This window comes from Streptomyces sp. NPDC052114 (genome assembly GCF_040680155.1).
In the GTDB taxonomy this organism is placed as follows: Bacteria; Actinomycetota; Actinomycetes; order Streptomycetales; family Streptomycetaceae; genus Streptomyces.
The window spans coordinates 424,846-440,965 of the sequence record NZ_JBFAWC010000003.1 but is presented as its reverse complement, the minus strand read 5'-3'; the positions used below and the strand labels follow the sequence as shown (position 1 = coordinate 440,965).

General features: G+C 71.7%; 13 protein-coding genes. 7 read left to right on the top strand and 6 right to left on the bottom strand.

The annotated features are described in order from the left end of the window. Positions 1 to 176 precede the first annotated feature (176 nt). Positions 177 to 1,286 carry an alpha/beta hydrolase gene (locus tag AB0L89_RS08855; protein WP_365136572.1) on the top strand — a complete coding sequence of 370 codons (1,110 nt, stop codon included), beginning with the start codon at positions 177 to 179 and terminating at the stop codon, positions 1,284 to 1,286. Between the two features lie 34 nt (positions 1,287 to 1,320). Here the strand turns inward: AB0L89_RS08855 and AB0L89_RS08850 are convergent, their stop codons facing one another. Beyond that, positions 1,321 to 2,721, bottom strand: a complete 1,401-nt coding sequence (locus tag AB0L89_RS08850) for a HAMP domain-containing sensor histidine kinase (RefSeq protein ID WP_365136569.1) — start codon at positions 2,719 to 2,721, stop codon at positions 1,321 to 1,323. Next, a complete protein-coding gene (locus AB0L89_RS08845) occupies positions 2,718 to 3,458 on the bottom strand; it encodes a response regulator transcription factor (RefSeq protein ID WP_365136566.1) in 741 nt (246 codons plus the stop codon). Before AB0L89_RS08845 ends, AB0L89_RS08850 begins: the two co-directional genes overlap by 4 nt. A 64-nt stretch (positions 3,459 to 3,522) precedes the next feature. On the opposite strand from AB0L89_RS08845, the gene AB0L89_RS08840 reads away from it, so the two are divergent. Together AB0L89_RS08840 and AB0L89_RS08835 are read left to right on the top strand one after the other, a co-directional pair. Then, the gene (locus AB0L89_RS08840) at positions 3,523 to 4,704 is read left to right on the top strand and encodes a UDP-N-acetylglucosamine--N-acetylmuramyl-(pentapeptide) pyrophosphoryl-undecaprenol N-acetylglucosamine transferase (RefSeq protein WP_365136563.1); all 1,182 of its coding nucleotides are present in this window, start codon (positions 3,523 to 3,525) and stop codon (positions 4,702 to 4,704) included. After that, positions 4,701 to 5,699: an SDR family NAD(P)-dependent oxidoreductase gene (locus AB0L89_RS08835; RefSeq protein WP_365136561.1), complete on the top strand. Its 999-nt coding sequence runs from the start codon at positions 4,701 to 4,703 to the stop codon at positions 5,697 to 5,699. Before AB0L89_RS08840 ends, AB0L89_RS08835 begins: the two co-directional genes overlap by 4 nt. Before the next feature lie 25 nt (positions 5,700 to 5,724). Here the strand turns inward: AB0L89_RS08835 and AB0L89_RS08830 are convergent, their stop codons facing one another. Next, positions 5,725 to 6,363 carry a TetR/AcrR family transcriptional regulator gene (locus AB0L89_RS08830; protein WP_365136558.1) on the bottom strand — a complete coding sequence of 213 codons (639 nt, stop codon included), beginning with the start codon at positions 6,361 to 6,363 and terminating at the stop codon, positions 5,725 to 5,727. Positions 6,364 to 6,693: 330 nt separating this feature from the next. Between AB0L89_RS08830 and AB0L89_RS08825 the strand changes: the two genes are divergently transcribed. The 4 genes from AB0L89_RS08825 to AB0L89_RS08810 all read left to right on the top strand — a co-directional run bounded on the left by AB0L89_RS08825 (position 6,694) and on the right by AB0L89_RS08810 (position 11,074). Beyond that, on the top strand, positions 6,694 to 7,674 hold the full coding sequence (locus AB0L89_RS08825; RefSeq protein ID WP_365136555.1) for a tetratricopeptide repeat protein: 981 nt from the start codon (positions 6,694 to 6,696) through the stop codon (positions 7,672 to 7,674). 694 nt (positions 7,675 to 8,368) lie between these two features. Then, on the top strand, positions 8,369 to 8,986 hold the full coding sequence (locus tag AB0L89_RS08820) for a DUF6230 family protein (RefSeq protein WP_365136552.1): 618 nt from the start codon (positions 8,369 to 8,371) through the stop codon (positions 8,984 to 8,986). Positions 8,987 to 9,147: 161 nt separating this feature from the next. Further along, positions 9,148 to 9,717, top strand: coding sequence for a DUF6114 domain-containing protein (locus AB0L89_RS08815; protein WP_365136549.1), 570 nt, complete (start codon positions 9,148 to 9,150; stop codon positions 9,715 to 9,717). Beyond that, positions 9,707 to 11,074: a hypothetical protein gene (locus tag AB0L89_RS08810; RefSeq protein WP_365136546.1), complete on the top strand. Its 1,368-nt coding sequence runs from the start codon at positions 9,707 to 9,709 to the stop codon at positions 11,072 to 11,074. Before AB0L89_RS08815 ends, AB0L89_RS08810 begins: the two co-directional genes overlap by 11 nt. A gap of 87 nt (positions 11,075 to 11,161) precedes the next feature. Here AB0L89_RS08810 and pyk read toward each other — a convergent pair whose 3' ends face one another. The 3 genes from pyk to pta form a co-directional block, all read right to left on the bottom strand. Next, positions 11,162 to 12,592 (bottom strand): pyruvate kinase, encoded by a 1,431-nt coding sequence (gene pyk, locus AB0L89_RS08805; protein WP_365136543.1) that lies wholly within the window; start codon positions 12,590 to 12,592, stop codon positions 11,162 to 11,164. 73 nt (positions 12,593 to 12,665) lie between these two features. Beyond that, a complete protein-coding gene (locus AB0L89_RS08800; RefSeq protein WP_365136540.1) occupies positions 12,666 to 13,883 on the bottom strand; it encodes an acetate kinase in 1,218 nt (405 codons plus the stop codon). A 25-nt stretch (positions 13,884 to 13,908) separates the two neighbouring features. Beyond that, positions 13,909 to 15,999: a phosphate acetyltransferase gene (gene pta, locus AB0L89_RS08795; protein WP_365136537.1), complete on the bottom strand. Its 2,091-nt coding sequence runs from the start codon at positions 15,997 to 15,999 to the stop codon at positions 13,909 to 13,911. Between the last annotated feature and the right edge of the window lie 121 nt (positions 16,000 to 16,120).

The following is a 16,120-nucleotide window of genomic DNA, read 5'->3' as shown; positions in this document are numbered from 1 at the left end:
GGTGGGGGGCTTTTCAGGGGCGCGGGGAACTGCGCGACGAGCCCCCACCGGGTCGCAGATGGGACAAAATCGGGCGAGCCGCCCACGATCCGGTCGGCGGCGCGAATTCGTAGGTTTAAGGCCCAGGGGCCAGGGCAGGCGCGGCCGGTCAGCCAGTCCTGCCCCTGGAGTCACCCTTGAGCTCGAACGGTCACGCCCGCACCGCCGCCGTCGCCATAGGCGCCGCCACCTGCACCGTCCTCGGCGCGCTGCTGATCGGTGGCTCCGGCGAGGTCAGTGCGAGCCCGCCGCCCGAGCCGAAGGTCCAGGACGCCTTCGACTCGCTCGGCCCGGACGTGCGGCCGGTGAAGCTCTCGGGCGGGCGGACCGCGCACTACTCCGACACCGGGAACAAGGACGGCAGGCCCGTCCTGTTCATCGGCGGCACCGGCACCAGTGCCCGCGCCTCGCACATGACGGACTTCTTCCGCACGACCCGCGAGGACCTGGGCCTGCGGTTCATCTCGGTGGAGCGCAACGGCTTCGGCGACACGGACTTCGACGCGAGCCTCGGCAAGGCCGACTACGCGAAGGACGTCATCGAGGTCCTCGACAGGATCGGCGTCGACGACGTGTCCGTCATCGCGATCTCCGGCGGCGGCCCCTACGCCGCCGAACTCGCCGAGCGGGCCCCCGGCCGGATCTCGCAGCTCCACCTCGCCGCCGCCCTGCCGCCCTACGGCCCCAAGGCCGCGTACTGCGGGCTCTCCGACGACGCGCTCGCCGACGCGGTGAAGGACCAGATCAAGGACCCGCGGACCTGGTGGGCCTTCCCCGACGACAGCCCCGTGAAGTCGATACCGGGCTTCGCCGACACCGCGTACGAGGAAGGCGCGCGCACCTACAACCAGCGCGGGCAGCAGGCCGACCCGGCGCCGCAGGTGCACGAGCAGAAGCTGTACTGCCAGCGTCCTGGCCCGGACCTGTCGAAGCTGGACGCCCCCGTCTACCTGTACGGCGGCAAGAAGGACACCACCGTCCCGCCGGCCACGCTCAAGACCTGGCAGGAGGCGCTGCCGGGCACGGCGAAGGTGCGGACGTACGCGGACTCCGGGCACGACGTGCAGTACCGGCACTGGGACCAGATCCTGGTCGACCTGGCCGGGCACGGGGAGCGCACCGTGGTGTGCAAGGGCGACAGGACCCGGGTGCTCGTCGCCCGCGAGGCCGACCGCCTGGTCGCCAAGGGCAAGGCCACGCTGGGCAGTTGTGCCTGGGCGAAGAAGACCGAGAAGACCGGGAAGTAGCCGACCGGCGGGCGGGCGCGGCCTCGGGGCGGCCTCAGGGCGTCGGCAGCGTGAGGCGGAACAGCGCGCCGCCGCCCGGTGCCCGCTGGGCCGTCAGTTCCGCGCCGTGCGCGTGCGCGATCTGGCGCGCCATCGCGAGACCCAGGCCCGAGCCCGGCAGGGCGCGGGCCCTCTCCGCGCGGTAGAACCGGTCGAAGACGTACGGCAGGTCCTCCTCGGCGATACCGGGGCCGTGGTCGCGCACCGTCAGGGCCGTGGGCGACAGCGTGACCTCGACCGGGGCGCCCGGCGGGCTGAACTTGGCCGCGTTGTCCAGGAGGTTGGTGAGCAGCCGCGAGAGGCGCGCCGGTACGCCGGGCAGGCTGAGCTCGGCCGCCTCGGGCGCCACCTGGAGCGAGAAGGGGACGGCGGGCCAGTGGCCGCGGGCCGCGTCGACCGCGTGGGCGGCCAGCGGGGCGAGCCGCACCTCTTCGAGCAGCGGCTGCGGCTCCGCCTCCCTGGCCAGCTCGATCAAGTCGTTGACCAGGCCGGTGACTTCGCGCAGCTGGCGGGCGAGCGCGCCCGAGGCCCGCTCGCGCTGCGCTTCGGTCAACCGGTCCGCCCTGGCGAGGAGTTCGGCGTTCGTGCGCAGCGCCGTCAGCGGGGTGCGCAGCTCGTGGGAGGCGTCGGCGACCAGCCGGCGGCGGGCGGTGACGGACTCCTCCAGCTCGGCGAGCATCGTGTTGAACGTGGCGGCCAGGCGGGTGACCTCGTCCTGATGGCCCTCGCGGCCCGGCGGGCCCGGCGGCAGCTCGATGCGGTGCCGGGCGTCACGGGTCGCGGCGATGCGTTCGGCGGTCGCGGTCAGCCGGGTGATCGGGGCGAGGCCGGTGCGCGAGACCCAGTAGCCGCCGACGGCGGACAGCAGCACGCCCGCGCCGCCCACCGCGGCGAGCAGCGAGGCGGCCTGGCGCACGCCGCGCTCGGCGATGTCGGCGCGCAGCGCCACCTGCACGGCCTCGCCGTCCTTGCCGAACGTGGTCGTGTACATCCGGCCCGGCTTGCCGCCGGGCAGGTCGAAGTTCGAGTAGTACGGGGCGTGCCGGCCCGCGGCGACCGCGCGCGTCTGGGTCGCGACGGGCAGCAGATACGGCTTCGCCGGGTCGTCCGCCGGGTCCTCGGGGACGATCTGCGAGCAGGCGGGCGCGCCCAGGTAGCGGCACTCGCCCGTCATGACGCCGGGGCCCTCGGTGCGGTGCTGCTGGGCGACGAGCGTGGCCGTCTGGGCGAGGTTCTGGTCGAGCTGCTGGTAGAGCTTGAAGCGGATCACGAAGAACGCGGCCGCGCACACCCCGATCGCCACCAGCGCCACGGCGGCCGCGGCGGCCACCGCGAGCCGCGTACGCAGCGGCCTGCGCCGCCGCCAGCGCGCGCCGAGCCTGCGCCGCGCGGTCACGGGGAGCCCAGCCGGTAGCCGACGCCGTGCACGGTGTGGACCAGGCGCGGCTCGCCGCCCGACTCCAGCTTGCGGCGCAGATAACCGACGTACACGGCGAGGGAGTTGGAGTCGGGGCCGAAGTCGCGGCCCCACACCGTCCGCTGGATCAGCTCGCGCGGCAGGACCTGTCCCGCGTTGCGCAGCAGGAGTTCGAGGAGGGCGGCCTCGGTGCGGCTGAACTCGACGGTGCGCGCGCCGCGGCGGCCGGTGCGGGTCGCGGGGTCCAGGACGAGATCGCCGTACGCGAGGTCGTCGCCGTCGTCCGCGGCCCGCTCCGGCGTCGTACGCCGCAGCAGTGCCCGGACGCGCGCCACCAGCTCGTCGAGCGCGAACGGCTTGACCAGGTAGTCGTCGGCGCCCGCGTCCAGGCCGTCGACGCGCTCGCTCACCGAGTCCAGGGCCGTCAGTACGAGGACCGGAGTGCGGTCGCCCGCGGCGCGCAGCCGGCGGCAGACGGCGAGGCCGTCCATGACCGGCATCAGCACGTCCAGGACGAGGAGGTCCGGCTCCCAGCGGGCCACCGCCGTGAGCGCGCGATGGCCGTCGGCGGCGCCCCGCACCTGGTGGCCCTCGACCGTCAGGGCGTCCTCGACGGCCGCGCGGACCTCGGGGTCGTCGTCGACGACGAGGATCCGGTGCGGCGCCCCGCCCGCGCCCGGCGGGCCGCCCTTGCCGCTCATGCTCGTGAAGCTCATGCACCAAAGGTGCCAAACGCGGCTCTTAAAACCCTCTTAGACCCTCGCGTGATGCTCCACTGCCATGCGAACCACTCACTCCGATCCCTCGGATCCCCCGGGCCGCTCCCGCCTCTCCGTCGTGATCGGTGCGGGCGGCACCGGTGGCCACATCTATCCGGGCCTCGCCCTCGCCGACGCGCTGCGCAGGGCCGTGCCGGACGCGGTGATCTCCTTCGTCGGCACCGAACGCGGCCTGGAGACCCGGCTCATCCCGGACGCCGGGTACCGCCTGCACACCGTCGACATGATCCCCTTCGACCCCTCGCTCGGCGCCCGCCGCTATCTGCTGCCCGCCGCGCTGGTGAAGTCCGGCGCCCAGTGCCGCGCCATCCTGCGCGAGCAGGGCGCGCAGGTCGCCGTCGGCATGGGCGGCTACCCCAGCGCCCCCGTCATCGTGGGCGCCCGCATGGCGGGGCTGCCGAGCCTCATCCACGAGTCCAACGCCGTACCGGGCCGCGCCAACCGGTTCGCCGCCCGGCTCACCCCGAACATCGCCGTCGCCTTCGACCGCAGCCGCGCGCACCTGCCGGGCGGCGAGCGGGCACACACCACGGGAATGCCCATCGCCGCGCCGCTCGCCGCGCTCGACCGGGCCGCGCTGCGTACCGAGGCCCGCCGCGCGCTCGGGGTGCCCGAAGGGGCCCGGCTCGTCCTCTTCAACGGCGGCAGCCTGGGCGCCGCGCGCCTGACGGAGGCCGCGCTCGGCCTCGCCGCCCGGTGGCACGAGCGGCCCGACGTGTACCTGCTGATCAAGACCGGGCCTGCGGCGCTCGACGACGCGCGGGACCGGCTCGCGTTCGAGGGCGGCAACGCGGTCGCCCGCGCCGTCCCCTACCTCGACCGCATGGACCTCTCCTACGCCGCCGCCGACCTCGTCGTGTGCCGCGCGGGCTCGGCGACCGTCGCGGAGCTGGCCACCACCGGGGTGCCCGCCGTCCTCGTGCCCTACCCGCACGCGCCCGGCGACCACCAGACCCACAACGCCCGGGTCCTGTCCGACGCGGGCGCCGGCCTCCTGCTGCCCGACGCCGAGACCACCGCGGAGCGCCTCGCGGAACTGCTCGGGCCGCTGCTGGCCGACCCCGCGCGGCTCGCCGCGATGAGCGGCGCCGCGGATCCAGGACCGCACGCCCGCGCCGCCGACCTGCTCGCCCGCCGGGTCCTCGAACTCGCCCACGTCACGCCTCACTTGGAGTACGCATGAACACCGACTTCTCCTGGCGGAACCGCACCGTCCTCGTCACCGGCGCCGAGGGTTTCATCGGCTCGACGCTGGTCGACCTGCTGCTCGAAGAGGGCGCGAAGGTCCGCGCCTTCGTGCACTACAAGCCGTACGCGGAGAAGGGGCACCTCGCACATCTGCTCGGCGACCCGCGGGTCGAGATGATCGCGGGCGACGTGCGGGACGCGGGGCGCGTGATGGACGCGGTCGACGGCTGCGACACGGTCTTCCACCTCGCCGCGCTGATCGGCATCCCGTACTCCTACGACTCCCCGGGCGCGTACGTCCAGACGAACGTCGTCGGCACCGAGAACGTCGCGGAGGCGTGCCGGCGGCACTCCGTGCGGCGGCTCGTCCACACCTCCACGAGCGAGGTGTACGGGACGGCGCTGACGGCGCCGATCAGCGAGTCCCACCCGCTGCAGCCGCAGTCGCCGTACTCCGCCTCGAAGATCGGCGCCGACATGATGGCGCTCTCGCACTGGCACGCCTTCGAGCTGCCGGTGACGGTCGTGCGGCCCTTCAACACCTACGGTCCGCGCCAGTCGGCCCGTGCCGTCATCCCCACGATCCTCGCCCAACTGCACGCGGGCGCACGGGAGATCAGGCTCGGTTCGCTGACGCCCACGCGCGACTTCACGTATGTGACGGACACGGCGCGCGGCTTCCTGGCGATGGCGGCGTGCGACCGGGCGCTCGGGCACGCGGTGAACCTCGGCGTGGGCCGGGAGATCTCCATCGGTGACCTGGCCGAGGCCCTGATCGCGGCCTCGGGGCGGGAGGCGTCGGTGGTCGTCGACCCGGCGCGGCTGCGGCCCTCGGGCAGTGAGGTGGAGCGGTTGCTGTCGGACAACTCCCGGGCGCGGGAGTGGGCCGGGTGGGTCCCGGAGGTCTCCCTCGCCGAGGGCCTGAAGCGGACGTCGGCGTGGGTCGCCGAGAACCTGGAGCTGTTCGCCCCCGGGCGGTATCAGGTCTGACCCCGGTCGCGCGCCTTCGCGTCGCTCAGGGGCGGGCCTGCCCGGTGGCCGCCGCCAGCCCGCCCAGGAGCAGCAGCGTGAAGCGCCGTGCCCACTCCTCGTCCACCGGTTCCGCGCTGACCAGGGCGCGGTGGACCACCGCGCCCGCCGTCACGTCGAAGATGAGGTCGGCGGTCTGCGCGGCCCGCTCGGGGTCGGGCTCGGGCGGGAGTTCGCCGCGCTCCTGGGCCCGCTTGCGGCCCGCGAGGACGAGACGTTTCTGCCGTTCGACGATGGACGTGCGGATGCGGTCGCGCAGCGGCTCGTCCGTCGTCGACTCCGCGACGACCGCCATCAGCGCCGTCTTCGTCTCGGGGCGGCCGAGCAGCACCGCGAACTGCAGCACCACGCCCTCGATGTCGGCGGCGAGGCTGCCCCGGTCGGGCAGTTCCAGTTCGTCGAAGAGCTCGGCCACCGCGTCCACGACCAGCTCGCTCTTGCCCGCCCAGCGCCGGTAGAGCGTCGTCTTGGCGACCCCCGCGCGGGTGGCGACGGCGCCGAGCGTCAGCTTGGACCAGCCCAGCTCGACGAGGCCCTGCCGGGTCGCCTCCAGGATCGCGGCGTCGGCGGCCGCGCTGCGCGGGCGGCCGCCGGTGCGGGCGGGAGGCGTGGTGCGGCTCTGCATGCCCGCGACCATACCGGCCAGTACGGAGCGGTTCGGGGAGCGGAGTGAGGCAGATCACCGAAGGCGCCGCCCCGCGCCCGGGGCGGTGCAGTTACGCTACGACCCGTAGCGAAAGCGGAATGGGCACGGCGGACGGCGCATCCCAAGAGTCCATGAGCGAACGCTGCGAGCGACAACCACGCAGTACGACCACGAGGCGCGGGGTGGGGACCCCGGGCCGACAGACCAACGGTCCTCCTCGGGACCTCGGACCACACCCTTCACGGTCCCGCAATCCGGCGGGAGAAGAAGGGTGGGCGGTTCCCGCACGGCTTGGGGGAGGATGTACTCATGCAGCCACGGAACATGTCCATGAGCGGAGTCGTCGACCTCGCCGCGGTGAAGGCGGCCCAGGAGGCCAAGGCGAAGGCGGAGCAGGCGCGCGCCGAAGCGGCCCGGCAGGGCGGGGGAGCGGCAGGGGCCGCGGTCTCCCCGTCGAGCCTGGTCATCGATGTCGACGAGGCGGGCTTCGAGCGCGAGGTCCTCCAGCGCTCCACCGAGGTTCCCGTCGTCATCGACTTCTGGGCCGAGTGGTGCGAGCCGTGCAAGCAGCTGAGCCCTCTTCTGGAGCGTCTCGCGCAGGAATACAACGGCCGTTTCCTCCTTGCCAAGATCGATGTCGACGCGAACCAGATGCTGATGCAGCAGTTCGGGGTCCAGGGGATCCCCGCTGTCTTCGCGGTGGTGGCGGGGCAGGCCCTGCCCCTCTTCCAGGGCGCGGCCCCCGAGGCGCAGATCCGGCAGACCCTGGACCAGCTCATCCAGGTCGGCGAGGAGCGCTTCGGCCTGACCGGTCTGACGGTCGACGCGGACGCGCAGGGCGAGCCTGCCGCCGAGGCCGAGGTGCCCGCCGGTCCTTATGACGCCCTGCTCGAAGCGGCCGTGCAGGCCCTTGACGCGGGTGATCTCGCGGGCGCCGTGCAGGCGTACCAGAACGTGCTGAGCGACGACCCGGCCAACACGGAGGCCAAGCTCGGTCTCGCACAGGCCGAACTGCTCCAGCGGGTGCAGGGCCTGGACGCGCAGACGGTCCGCAAAGACGCCGCCGACCGCCCCGCGGACGTCGCGGCGCAGATCGCCGCCGCCGACCTGGACCTGGTGGGCGGTCATGTCGAGGACGCCTTCGGGCGGCTGATCGACACGGTGCGCCGCACGGCGGGCGACGACCGGAACGCCGCGCGGGTGCGCCTGCTCGAACTCTTCGAAGTGGTGGGCGCGGAGGACCCGCGGGTGACGGCGGCGCGTACGGCGCTCGCCCGGGTGCTCTTCTGACGCCCGTCCCCGCTCTTCCCACGGACCGTCCACGAGGCTCCCCACGGACCGTCCACGAGCCCGTCGGCTGACCAGTCCCTAAACGCCGGGGCTTGTGTTGCCGGAGTGAAAAGTCTGTCCCCAGGGCGCCACAGAGGCCGCGCTTTACCAAAACTTGGTAAACGCGGCCTCTGTTACTTGGAGTAAGACGCGGGCATGCTTTTGATCGTCTTCACACCTTCATGTCCCGTTCTGCTCCAGCCAATTGAGCCACCGTCTGTCGTCGGCCGAGACCGCGCGGTCGCGGTTCGGTTATCCGGCCGTTACTAGCGAGTAACGAACCCCCTTGTGCGGGGGCCGAGAATGCACCACGATCGGCGACGCTCGGTCCAATGGCCTGCGGCCCCGACAGCCACTCGGGGAGCGGTGCTTCTGGGTCCCCACCGAGCAGGCCGGTGACGCCGTCGCCGGTCTTGGACAGGGGGGTCTCTGCCGGTTCCGGCAGGGCCTGTCCGTGAGGTTGTGCGTGATGCGTCAGGCGCGACCAGTGGTTGTCGCTCGGGGGTGATCGCCGGTGATGCGGGCGCATGTGCGCGCCTTGGATACGGGCGCTCTCCTTCCCGAGGACGTAGCACTTCTCCCATCCCTGCCCGGCTGAGCCGCCCGAAGGGGAGCAGTCAGGGCCGGAGATGTACGTCCGAGAAGGAGGAAAGTCATGGAGTCCGTGGCTCGTGGCGGAACCAGATGGAAGCGGTTCGCCGTGGTCATGGTGCCGAGCGTCGCGGCGACTGCCGCGATAGGCGTCGCCCTGTCCCAGGGTGCGCTCGCGGCATCGTTCAGTGTGTCAGGGCAGCAGTTCAAGGTGACTGCCAAGGAGCTCAACGGTACGGGATTCGTCCAGTACGGAGCCCTGGACAGCGGCAAGTCGGGTAACCACCCGGTCGCCGTCGTCGGTCTCGAAGAGGCCACGATCACCAACCTCTGCCAGTCCGTGGTCGTGCCGGTCCCGGTCTTCGGCGATGTGTCGATGGTCCTGAAGGCCGGTGCCGAGGGCGGTCCGAAGGTAGAGGCCAAGAAGCTCTACATCGACGCCGACGACCTGAAGGCCAACGCGACCTTCAACAAGGTCGACATCGGCGTCTCGGTCGACCAGACCACCAAGGGTCCGGGTCCGGCGAAGGGCGACAAGTACGCCCCGGACTCGTTCGCGCAGCAGGCGGAGTCGGTGAAGTTCACCGACGTCAAGCAGCGTGCGTGGGCGACCACCGCCGGCACCTTCAAGCTCTCTGGCCTCGGCATGTCGGTCAAGAAGGGCAAGCACGAGTGCTACTAGGGAAGTCGACGCTTTCCTAGGGGGCCGCTCGCGGCCCGGTGCGCACTCGATGCGATGAACACGGCCGGGCGCGGGGGCGCGACGGCACTTGACGGAGCCGTCCCCGTGCCCGAATCCGCACGACACACAGAACCAACGCCGTTCCCGAGGAGCTGTACGACATGAGCGCCGAAGCGCAAGTGGGACTGGGCGACAAGCTCGGCCGGATGCGCCGATCGTTCCGAGGGTGGCGCGGTCAGCGCCCGTTCTGGGGTGGTCTGCTGACGCTGCTCGGCGGCATCCCGATCATGTACTTCCCGTACGCGAACCTCACGCTCGGCACGATGACGATCCGGATGGCGACCACCGCCGGCGCCGGATCGCTGATCATCGGCGTGCTGTTGGTCGTGCTCGGCCTGACCATGTGGTTCCAGCCGCACTCCCGGGTCTTCGCGGGCGTCGCGGCGATTCTGCTCGCCCTGGTCTCCCTCGTGGTCTCCAACTTCGGCGGCTTCGTCATCGGCTTCCTGCTCGCCCTGATCGGCGGCGCCCTCGGCGTCTCCTGGGCACCGGCACGGCCCGCCGGCGACGGTGCGCAGGGGCGTACGGCCAAGGAGCCCGGCGACCCCGTGGACGGCGGGGCTCCCGAGCCCACCGCCGCAGCGGCCGCGGGCGGGGTGAGCGGCGAACAGGACGATCTGTCAGGAACGAGCCCGACGAACGGGACGAACGGGAGGCACCGTGCCGGCTGACGAGGTGCACCACGAGGGCTCCGCGGGGGAGCCCCGTGCGAGAACCGGGCCGCGCCACGCGGCACCCAGGAAGCCGCTGCTGACCCGGCTGCAGGTGCCCGCCGGCAAGGCGATCGCGATCGCGGCCATGCCCACCGCCGTACTGATGGGCATGGGGCTGACGCCGACGCTCGCGCAGGCGAAGCCGGGTGTCCCCGACAACCCCTTCCAGGACGGCCCGTGCGTGACGGCGCCGGACAAGGACGCCGAGCAGGACGCGGACAAGGCCGCCGAGGACAAGGCGGCGGAAGAGGCGGCCAAGAAGAAGGCCGCCGAGGACGCCGCCGACGCCGAGGACAAGGCCGACAAGGGCGACGACGCCAAGGGCTCCGACGAGCCCGGCGCGACGCCCTCGCCCTCCGCGGGGGACTCCGCGGGGGACAAGGACGGCGACGCGGACTCGGGCGACAAGGCCGAGCCCACCCCGAAGCCGACCGACGGCGCGGACGACAAGGAGTCCGAGCCGGACCCCGAGCCCTCCGAGACCAAGAACCCCTGGGACCCGCTGGGCGTCGGCGACGCCCTGAAGGACGTCTTCACGCCCGACGAGAAGAAGTCCGAGGAGCCGAAGCCGGATCCGTCCGCCTCGGACGACGCGAAGTCCTCCGAGACGCCAAAGTCCCCCGAGGACGAGGCCAAGGACGCCACGGACAAGGTCACCAAGCCCGTCGAGGACACCGTCGACAAGGTCGAGGACGGCGTCAAGGACGGCGTGGACAAGGCCGAGGACGAGGCCGGCAAGGTCAAGGACGAGGCCGACAAGGCGGCCGAGGACGCGGCGGACAAGGCCAAGGAGGACGAGGCCGAGGACCCGATGGCCCCGGACGCGGACGGCAAGAAGCCGTTCCCGTGCGTGGTCGAGAAGAAGGTCGACGGAAAGGCCGAGCAGACGCCCGCGCCGATCCCGAACCAGCCCTGGTTCCTGGAGGCCAGCTCGCTCACCCTCAAGGGCGCCGACTACCAGGGCGTCGTGAACCTCACGATGCCCAACGGCAAGTCCAAGCAGGCCCTGAAGTACGTCGTGCAGAAGACGGACATCGGCGACCTGCACCAGATCGTCGACGGACCGGCCGGCAAGAAGTACCACGTCGAGGCCGCCAAGGGCTCCACGTCCACCATCCGGGACGGGGAGACGACGATGTACACCGAGCGGATCTCGGGCAAGCTGTTCGGGCTCATCCCGATCACCTTCGACCCCGAGCACCCGCCGCCGCTGAACATCCCGCTGATCTACTTCACGGACGTGAAGGTGCAGCAGGCGGGCCAGTTCGGCGGGAACCTCACCATCCCCGGGCTGCACCAGTCGATCACGGACTGACCGCACACGGACTTCTCCGGGAGCCGCACAGACGCCGAGGGCGCCCCCTTCCACAGGGGGCGCCCTCGGTGTCGTACGAGGCGGGGATCAGTCGCGGTCGCCGCCGCCCAGGTGGTGCACCCGGACCATGTTGGTGGTGCCGGGGACACCGGGGGGCGAGCCCGCCGTGATGACGACCGTGTCGCCGTCGTTGAAGCGGTTGAGCTTGATCAGCTCGGCGTCGACGAGCTCGACCATCGCGTCGGTGTTGTCGACGTGCGGCACCACGTAGGTGTCCACGCCCCAGCTCAGCGTGAGCTGGTTGCGGGTCGCCTCGTCCGTGGTGAAGGCCAGGATCGGCTGGGCCGCGCGGTAGCGGGACAGCCGGCGGGCCGTGTCACCGGACTGCGTGAAGGCGATCAGCGCCTCGCCGCCCAGGAAGTCCGCGATCTCGCACGCGGCACGGGCCACCGAACCGCCCTGCGTACGCGGCTTCTTGCCGGGTACGAGCGGCTGAAGGCCCTTGGCGAGCAGCTCCTCCTCGGCCGCCTTGACGATCTTCGACATCGTCTTGACGGTCTCGATCGGGTACGCGCCGACGCTCGACTCGGCCGACAGCATGACCGCGTCCGCGCCGTCCAGGATCGCGTTGGCGACGTCGGACGCCTCGGCGCGCGTGGGGCGCGAGTTGGTGATCATCGACTCCATCATCTGGGTCGCGACGATCACCGGCTTGGCGTTGCGGCGGCACATCTCCACGAGGCGCTTCTGCACCATCGGGACCTTCTCGAGCGGGTACTCGACGGCGAGGTCGCCACGGGCCACCATCACCGCGTCGAACGCCGCGACGACGCCCTCCATGTTGGCGACGGCCTGCGGCTTCTCCACCTTGGCGATGACGGGGACCCGGCGGCCCTCCTCGTCCATCACCTTGTGGACGTCCTTGACGTCGTTGGCGTCGCGCACGAAGGACAGGGCGACCATGTCGCAGCCCATCTTCAGGGCGAAGCGCAGGTCCTCGACGTCCTTCTCGGACAGCGCGGGCACGTTCACGGCCGCGCCGGGCAGGTTGATGCCCTTGTGGTCGGAGATGACGCCGCCCTCGACGACGATCGTCTTCACGCGCGGGCCGTCGACCTCGACGACGCGCAGCTCGACGTTGCCGTCGTTGATCAGGACCTGGTCGCCCTTGGAGACGTCGCCCGGCAGGCCCTTGTAGGTGGTGCCGCAGATCGACTTGTCGCCCGGGACGTCCTCGGTGGTGATGGTGAACTCGTCACCGCGCACCAGCTCGACGGGCCCCTCGGCGAAGGTCTCCAGACGGATCTTCGGCCCCTGGAGGTCGGCGAGGACGCCGACGGCACGGCCGGTCTTCGCGGCGGCCGAGCGGACGCGGTCGTACCGCCCCTGGTGCTCGGCGTGCGTGCCGTGGCTGAAGTTGAAGCGGGCCACGTTCATGCCGGCTTCGATCAGCGAGACGAGCTGCTCTTCGGAGTCGACGGCGGGGCCCAGCGTGCAGACGATTTTGGAACGGCGCATGGGGCGATCCTATCGGTTTGTTTCGCTACGGAATATTCCGTCTGGTGGAATCTACAAATGGGCGGAAGCGCGCTCAGGCGTTGCGGCCACTGACCAAGGCGTACGTCTGTGTCGCGATTTCCAGTTCTTCGTCCGTCGGCACCACGGCGACCGCCACGCGGGCGTACTCCGGCGAAATGAGCCGGGCTTCGTCGGAACGTACGGAATTGAGCGCACCGTCCACCGCGAGCCCCAGCTCCTCCAGGCCCGCGACCGCCGCCTCGCGCACCGGAGCCGCGTTCTCCCCGACCCCCGCCGTGAACGCGATGGCGTCGACCCGGCCGAGCACCGCGTAATAGGCGCCGATGTATTTCTTCAGCCGGTGGATGTAGATGTCGAAGGCGAGCGCGGCCTCTTGGTCGCCCGCGTCGATACGACGGCGGATCTCCCGCATGTCGTTGTCGCCGCACAGGCCGATTAGACCGCTCTTCTTGTTGAGCAGAATGTCGATCTCGTCGACCGACATTCCGCCGACCCGGGCCAGATGGAAGATGACCGCGGGGTCCATGTCACCGGAACGGGTGCCCATCACGAGCCCCTCCAGTGGCGTGAGCCCCATCGAGGTGTCCACGCACTGCCCGCCCCGCACCGCGCTCGCGGACGCGCCGTTGCCCAGGTGCAGCACGATGACGTTGACGTCCTCGGGCGCCTTGCCGAGCAGCTTCGCGGTCTCGCGCGAGACGTACGCGTGGGACGTGCCGTGGAAGCCGTAGCGCCGCACGCGGTGCTCGTCGGCCGTCTTCACGTCCATCGCGTAGCGCGCCGCCGACTCCGGCATCGTCGTGTGGAACGCGGTGTCGAAGACGGCGATCTGCGGCAGGTCGGGACGGAGCGCCTGGGCGGTGCGGATGCCGGTGATGTTGGCGGGGTTGTGCAGCGGGGCCACCGGCACCAGGCGCTGGATCTCCTTGAGCACCACGTCGTCGATGACCGTCGGCGCGGTGAACTTCAGGCCGCCGTGCACCACCCGGTGGCCGATCGCGGCCAGCTCGGGGGAGTCCAGGCCCAGGCCGTCGGCGGCCAGCTCCTCGGCGACGGCCTTCAGGGCCGCCTCGTGGTCGGCGATCGGCTCCTCGCGCTCACGGGATTCGGCGCCGCCGCCGGTGAGCGGGGTGTGCTTGAGCCGCGAGGTCTCCTCGCCGATGCGCTCGACCAGGCCGACGGCGAGACGTGAGCTGTCGCGCATGTCGAGCAGCTGGTACTTCACCGACGAGGAGCCGGAGTTGAGGACGAGTACGCGAGTGGCGGTCACTGATGGGGACGCTTTCTGTGGGGGATCAGCTGGTGGCCGGGGCCGGCGTCTGGGCCTGGGCCTGGATCGCCGTGATGGCGACGGTGTTGACGATGTCCTGGACGAGCGCGCCCCGGGACAGGTCGTTGACCGGCTTGCGCAGACCCTGGAGGACCGGGCCGACGGCGATCGCGCCGGCCGAGCGCTGCACGGCCTTGTAGGTGTTGTTGCCGGTGTTCAGGTCGGGGAAGATCAGCACGCTGGCCTGGCCCGCCACGTCCGAGTCGGGCAGCTTGGTGGCTGCGACCGACGGCTCCACCGCGGCGTCGTACTGGATCGGCCCCTCGATCTTCAGGTCGGAGCGCTGGGTGCGCACCAGTTCGGTGGCCTCGCGCACCTTGTCGACGTCGGCGCCCGAGCCGGAGGTGCCCGTCGAGTACGACAGCATCGCGATCCGCGGCTCCACGCCGAACTGCTCGGCGGTGGTGGCCGACTGGACGGCGATGTCCGCGAGCTGCGGGGCGTTCGGGTCCGGGTTGACCGCGCAGTCGCCGTAGACGAGGACCTTGTCGGCGAGGCACATGAAGAAGACGGAGGAGACGATCGAGGCGTCCGGCTTCGTCTTGATGATCTCGAAGGCGGGCCGGATGGTGGCGGCCGTGGAGTGCACGGAGCCGGAGACCATGCCGTCGGCCAGGCCCTCCTGCACCATCAGCGTGCCGAAGTAGTTCACGTCGGCGACCACGTCGTACGCGAGCTCGACGGTGACGCCCTTGTGGGCGCGCAGCTCCGCGTACTCGGCGGCGAAACGATCCCGCAGCTCGGAGGTCTGCGGGTCGATGAGCTCCGAGTCCGCGAGGTCCACGCCGAGGTCCGCGGCCTTCTTGCGGATCTGCTCGACCGGGCCGAGCAGGGTCAGGTCGCAGACGCCGCGGCGCAGCAGCACGTCCGCGGCGCGCAGGACCCGCTCCTCGGTGCCCTCGGGCAGCACGACACGGCGCTTGTCGGCGCGCGCCCGCTCCAGGAGCTTGTGCTCGAACATCATCGGCGTGACGCGGTCGCTGCTCGGCGCCGAGACGCGCCCCAGGAGGTCCGCGGTGTCGACGTACCGCTCGAAGAGGCCGAGCGCGGTCTCCGCCTTGCGGGGCGTCGCGGCGTTCAGCTTGCCCTCCAGGGCGAACAGCTCGGCCGCCGTGGGGAAGGAGCCGCCGGAGACCGCGACCACCGGGGTGCCGGGCGCGAGGCGGTCGGCGAGGGTCAGGATCTCCTGGCCGGGCTGCTCGTTCAGGGTCAGCAGGACGCCCGCTATCGGCGGGGTGCCGGCGCTGTGCGCGGCGAGCGAGCCCACCACGAGGTCGGCGCGGTCGCCGGGGGTGACCACCAGGCAGCCCGGGGTCAGGGCGTTCAGGAAGTTCGGCAGCATGGCGCCGCCGAAGACGAAGTCCAGGGCGTCGCGCGCGAGGCCCGAGTCGTCGCCGAGGAGCACCCGGCCGCCCAGCGCGTGGGTGATCTGCGCGACCGTCGGCGCGGAGAGCGCGGGCTCGTCCGGCAGGACGTAGCAGGGCACGGGCAGCCGGGCCTCCAGGCGCTCGTGGATCTCGTCGCGGTCGGCCGGGGCCACCCGGTTGGTGACCATGGCGAGGACGTCGCAGCCGAGGCTGTCGTACGCGCGGTAGGCGTTGCGCGTCTCGGCGCGCACCGACTCGGCGGTCTGGTTCTTGCCGCCGACGACGGGGAGCACGGAGGCGCCGAACTCGTTGGCGAGCCGGGCGTTGAGCGCGAGCTCGTCGGGCAGCTGGGTGGCGGCGAAGTCGGTGCCGAGGACGAGGACGACCTCGTAGTCGCGCGCCACCTGGTGGAAGCGGTCCACGAGCCGCGAGACCAGTTCGTCGGTGCCCTGCTCCGCCTGGAGCGCGGACGCCTCGTGGTAGTCCATGCCGTACACGGACGCGGCGTCCTGCGACAGGCGGTAGCGGGCCCGCACGAGGTCGAAGAGCCGGTCGGGCCCGTCGTGGACGAGCGGGCGGAAGACGCCGACCCGGTCGACCTGGCGGGTCAGGAGCTCCATGACTCCCAGCTCGACGACCTGGCGGCCGTCGCCGCGGTCGATCCCGGTCACGTACACGCTGCGCGTCACGCGTCGTCTCCCCTTCTTCGCTGCCTGAGCTGCCGAGCTGCCTGAGCCGTCCGGGCTGTCTGAGCCGTTCGGGCTGTCCGTCTCGGCTCGTATGAGCTGGACAAAGTACCTGATATCGCGG

Bases quoted from the DNA above. Each gene is read 5' to 3' on its own strand.
- AB0L89_RS08845 (WP_365136566.1), bottom strand. From the start codon at position 3,458: ATGAGCTTCACGAGCATGAGCGGCAAGGGCGGCCCGCCGGGCGCGGGC.
- AB0L89_RS08840 (WP_365136563.1), top strand. From the start codon at position 3,523: ATGCGAACCACTCACTCCGATCCCTCGGATCCCCCGGGCCGCTCCCGC.
- AB0L89_RS08835 (WP_365136561.1), top strand. From the start codon at position 4,701: ATGAACACCGACTTCTCCTGGCGGAACCGCACCGTCCTCGTCACCGGC.
- AB0L89_RS08830 (WP_365136558.1), bottom strand. From the start codon at position 6,363: ATGCAGAGCCGCACCACGCCTCCCGCCCGCACCGGCGGCCGCCCGCGC.
- AB0L89_RS08825 (WP_365136555.1), top strand. From the start codon at position 6,694: ATGCAGCCACGGAACATGTCCATGAGCGGAGTCGTCGACCTCGCCGCG.
- AB0L89_RS08820 (WP_365136552.1), top strand. From the start codon at position 8,369: ATGGAGTCCGTGGCTCGTGGCGGAACCAGATGGAAGCGGTTCGCCGTG.
- AB0L89_RS08815 (WP_365136549.1), top strand. From the start codon at position 9,148: ATGAGCGCCGAAGCGCAAGTGGGACTGGGCGACAAGCTCGGCCGGATG.
- pyk (WP_365136543.1), bottom strand. From the start codon at position 12,592: ATGCGCCGTTCCAAAATCGTCTGCACGCTGGGCCCCGCCGTCGACTCC.